This window comes from Methanobrevibacter cuticularis (genome assembly GCF_001639285.1).
GTDB lineage: Archaea > Methanobacteriota > Methanobacteria > Methanobacteriales > Methanobacteriaceae > Methanobaculum > Methanobaculum cuticulare.
Genome location: NZ_LWMW01000157.1, coordinates 1 through 4,716 on the forward strand (window position 1 = coordinate 1; position 4,716 = coordinate 4,716).

The 4,716-nt window shown below is 23.8% G+C and carries 3 protein-coding genes and 2 pseudogenes; all 5 read left to right on the forward strand.

Annotated features, from left to right (window positions below):
• Positions 1-459: 459 nt before the first annotated feature.
• Positions 460-945, forward strand: a pseudogene (locus MBCUT_RS09895) (tyrosine-type recombinase/integrase); the annotation flags it as partial.
• Positions 946-1,062: 117 nt separating this feature from the next.
• A pseudogene (locus MBCUT_RS11605) lies at positions 1,063-1,604 on the forward strand (AAA family ATPase); the annotation flags it as partial.
• A gap of 492 nt (positions 1,605-2,096) precedes the next feature.
• The gene (locus MBCUT_RS11610) at positions 2,097-2,495 is read left to right on the forward strand and encodes a PD-(D/E)XK nuclease domain-containing protein (RefSeq protein WP_245634992.1); all 399 of its coding nucleotides are present in this window, start codon (positions 2,097-2,099) and stop codon (positions 2,493-2,495) included.
• Positions 2,496-2,506: 11 nt separating this feature from the next.
• The gene (locus MBCUT_RS11615) at positions 2,507-2,638 is read left to right on the forward strand and encodes a PD-(D/E)XK nuclease domain-containing protein (RefSeq protein ID WP_245634991.1); all 132 of its coding nucleotides are present in this window, start codon (positions 2,507-2,509) and stop codon (positions 2,636-2,638) included.
• An 876-nt stretch (positions 2,639-3,514) separates the two neighbouring features.
• Entirely contained in the window at positions 3,515-3,721 is a 207-nt protein-coding gene (locus MBCUT_RS09905; protein ID WP_067260574.1) for a hypothetical protein, read from the forward strand.
• The last annotated feature ends 995 nt before the right edge of the window (positions 3,722-4,716 follow it).

The window sequence follows — 4,716 nt, forward strand, 5'->3', positions numbered from 1 at the left end:
AAAATAAAATAAGTCTAATTTTAAAAAGGTCTTTAAAAATCTTAAACCAATCAACAACTGACTAATTAAATAAAATTAATAAAATAAAGAACATCTAAGAGAAATATTTCTAAAGTTGACAGAGTTGGATGTTTTGCAATTTGATGTTTTAATATAAGAAATAAAGAAATTTTTTTCTTAAAAAATATATTTTTTGGTCGACCCTCAAAATGTTCCTAAAAGTATTATCGGAACAAAATTTTCCTTATTCAATACACTTTTTATCAATTATGGTGCGAATATTAAATTTTATGCTCCTAAATAAAAATATTTATATATTATAAGGAACAATATTAAAATAGAATTTCAAAAAATCTTACAAATAAGAGGAACAAAATATGATAGGCCTAAAAAAGAAGAAATTTCATTATTCCTACAAAAAGTAAAAGACGATAAAAACACTTTAACAAATATCTTTTTTACAAGCTTCAGTATTTCTATGGCAGAAGAAGTAAAGAAATAGCTGAATTGAAAATAAGTGATATTGATTTTGATAAAAAAGAAATTACATTTGATTTAGCTAAGAAAAAAGAAGCTACAAAATTAACTTTAATATTGCCTGATGATATAGCTAAAGAAATAGCTAAGCAAATTGATGAAAATAATAAAACTAGTGATAATTATCTGTTTGTTGAAAATGATGCAAAAATCGATGGATTTTTAAGAAATATGAGAACATATTTAGAAAGAAACAGTAACAAATTAATAAAAACTTTAGCTGAGAAAGAAATGACTTTAAATACACATGATTTTAGGAGATTACGAGGACAACATTTATATTTAGCTGGGCATGATTTAGAAGTTATACAAAGCTTATATTCTCATAATTCTTTAGACCAAACAATAGAATACTTACAAATCAAAGAAATAGAAGTAAACAAGATGTTATTAGAAGATATGCATTAAACTTGAGAATATAATTAAGATGAAACTAAGACAGAAAATAAGAAGTATTATATATGAAAGGTTTTTTATAATTGTGAAGATAATATAATATATAAGTAATAATAGAGAGGTTTGTTGATGAAAAAATTACCAATAGGGATACAAACATTTAGTAAGCTTCGTAAAGGCGATTATATTTATGTAGATAAAACTAATATGTGTATAAATTAGTTACGGAGGGAACTAGATATTTTTTATCAAGACCACGAAGATTTGGAAAGTCATTACTCATTAACACAATAGACGAATTATTTAAAGGTAATGAAAAACTATTTGAAGGGTTATACATTCATGATAAATGGGACTGGGAAGAAACAAATCCAGTAATGCATATTGACTTTTTGAATATGGATTTCGCCACTTCTGAAGAGTTAAAAATAAGTTTAGAGGATTTTATCCGAGATGCTGCAGATAAAAACAATGTGCAAATTAATAAAAGAACTCTATCAGGGATGTTTAGTGAATTAATAGAAAAAATCTCTGAAAAAACAAATAAAAGAGTTGTTGTTTTAATTGATGAATATGATAAGCCTATCATAGATAATATATCTAAAAAAGAAGTTATGGATGGTAATCAGGAAGTTTTAAGAAGTTTTTATAATGTTTTGAAGGGTGCTGATGAGCATATTAAGTTTATTTTTATCACTGGTGTTTCTAAGTTTGCTAATATGTCTATATTTTCTTCTTTAAACAGTCTGAAGGATATAACTTTACATAAAGATTTTACTACTATTTGTGGTTATACTCATCAAGAGTTGAGAGAATGTTTTAAAGAACATATTGGGCATTTGAAAGAGAAATTTGGCCTTGATTTTGACGAAATGGTTGAAAAAATTGATTATTGGTATGATGGTTATAGTTGGGATGGTGAAAACAGAGTATATGCTCCATATTCGACTCTTGAGCTTTTTGATTATGAAAAGTTTTCTAACTATTGGTTTGAAACTGCTACTCCTGAACTTTTAGTTAGTACTCTTAAAAATTCAAAAGACTATAAAGAAGTATTGAAACCTGTAATAGCTAAAGAATCAAGATTTAAAACCTTCAATTTTGATGATATAGATCCCATAGCAATATTTTTCCAAACAGGATACTTAACCATAGTCGAAGAAATGATTATCAACGATATTATTCATTATAAGCTCGAATTTCCTAATTTTGAAGTAGAAAGCTCTTTATTAGACCATTTGATTGACTTAAACTTATCTGAAGAGAAAATATATGAAAGAAGGGAAAAAATAATCTCTTACATAGAAAATTGTGATAATGATAATCTTCAAAAACAGTTGGGAGCTTTTTTAGCACGAATACCAAATCGTATACACATTGAAAGAGAACATTATTATCAATCAGTGTTTTTAGCTTGGTTAGATGCTTTAGGGTTTGAAACAGAAGGAGAATCACCAACAAACATAGGATTTAGTGATATGATTTTGAAGGAAGATGATTTTGTAGCAATAGCTGAATTCAAATTCTCAAAAATGAAAAAAATATCGATGTTCCAGTCATAAGCTATGATGAGATGCTAGAAAACGCAATTAACCAGATACGAGATAAAAAATACTATGAAAAGTATCCTGATAAGAAGATAATAGCTATAGCAGTAGCATTTGCAGGAAAACAACTACAAACACAAATAACAACAATTAATTAAAAAAGACACTAGGAAAGAAAGACATCATCATAGTTGAGGTTAAACCAGCTGTAATAGCTCTAAGTGCAATGATTGTAGCTATTCCTATTCCTATTCCAATGATTGCAAGAAGGACTCTGCTTTTATTTCGAAAAGGATTTTTAAAAATTAATGATGTAAATTACATAGTTTTTTAATAGAACTTCCTAATATAAGCTATTTTCTTTTTAGCCATTAACTTCTTTCTAATAGTTTTTTATTTCTAAATTTGTTATGATTAATTATATCTATTTTTAAAATAATCTCCATCAATTTTGTATTATATAATAAATAATATATAATTAATTTATCCTTAAGAACTATTTAATTAAAATATTATATTAATATAAGCTTATATAGAGTTCTATAACTTTCATATGGTACTGTATTGCAGATATATATCAAATAAGATAATGGATATGCTCTGAAGGAACAAAAGCGATTTTAATCTTTTAAGAACTAAAAACTCCCTGTCCAATTAGTATCTTCCTGTAATACATGAAAGATCTATTCTACCTCAATGAAATATATAGTAACTATATAGAAAGCACAATAGATAACAGTAATCCATTTAAAATGATCGATATTAAGTAGATATATATATATATATAGATTTATATATTAATTTAGGCTGAGTACCTAAAAATATATGTACTTATTTGCATAACTTTTGTAAATTTTTTACAATATCAATACAAAACATTCCTATCTTAAAGTTTTGCATTTGATTATATATGCTCAGTCGGTGATGTTAAAAAAGTTATTTCCAAGAACAACATTTTATAATATAAATGTTAAAAAAGAGTAATAATTTTAAACCATCTATGCATTATCTGATTAACTAATAGGAGGTAAAATATGGTAAGTCCAGTTGTTGGTGCAATTGCATCTTTTTTTATTCCAGGATTGGGTCAATATCTTGGTGGTCAAGGTGGTAAAAAAGCAATAATTTTCTTTGTAATTGCTATTATCCTTTCCACGATATTTACTTTAGTTGGATTTTCACCCGTATATCTATTATATGCTATCTATGCAGCATATGATGCATATTCTAATATAAAATAGGTCTTTATATATGGGCTGTTATAAATAATTGTTTTATTTATACTGAAAATTCCTAATTAAGTTTGTTGCAACTTAAGTTATAGTTAAACAGTGCCAATTCAAATTTAGCTATCACTTGTTTTAATCATGAATCTAATTTTGTAAACATAGTACTATTATACTATGACTATGTTGCAACTACTTTGATTTTAATCATTGGATTACAATCTTTAGTTTTACCTGTTCTTGTTATTGTATTGATTATGTGATGATTGCTTCGATGATTCAATATTTTTAGACTTTTAATAAAATATAATCCTCAATACATTAATAAAATTGATATCACTAATAGATTACTAATATATTAATATATCATGAATAAATTTTAATTAATTTATATAAATCTGTTAAATAATAATCTTCATTAAGTTACATATTTGTTAAATAATATAATAATATCATTAAAGTTATATATTTGTTATAATAATATCATTAAAGTTATATATTTGTTATAATAATATCAATAATATCATTAAAGTTATATATTTGTTATAATAATATCAATAATATCATTGAAGTTATATATTTGTTATAATAATATAATAATATCATTAAAATTGATGATATTAAATAAAGATTAACTTTAAAAATATTAAATAGAATAAGATTTGAAACATACTAAAAATATATAGATTTTCTAATTATCTAATTAAGTTAAGCACGAAATTTTTGGCAATATAGTGTTGAACAAAATTTTTCAAAATTATAATATTTTTAAATATTCATATTAATTATTATTTTTATAAATAAAAGAATTTTAACGATTAAAAATTTAATATTATTTTTAAATCAAATGTCTAGGAATATAATCATATTTTTTATTTAGCTAATATGTTTTTATTTTCGATATAAAGAATAAAATAAGCTATTGGAATTTATTAATATTGCTAAAAATTTGGTTTTCGACTATACTTTTATTTATATATATTTTCTAATTATTTTTATTTATATAGATT

What these genes read in the sequence shown, in the direction of transcription:
- MBCUT_RS11610 (WP_245634992.1), top strand. Translation starts at nt 2,097, where the DNA reads ATGATTATCAACGATATTATTCATTATAAGCTCGAATTTCCTAATTTT.
- MBCUT_RS11615 (WP_245634991.1), top strand. Translation starts at nt 2,507, where the DNA reads ATGCTAGAAAACGCAATTAACCAGATACGAGATAAAAAATACTATGAA.
- MBCUT_RS09905 (WP_067260574.1), top strand. Translation starts at nt 3,515, where the DNA reads ATGGTAAGTCCAGTTGTTGGTGCAATTGCATCTTTTTTTATTCCAGGA.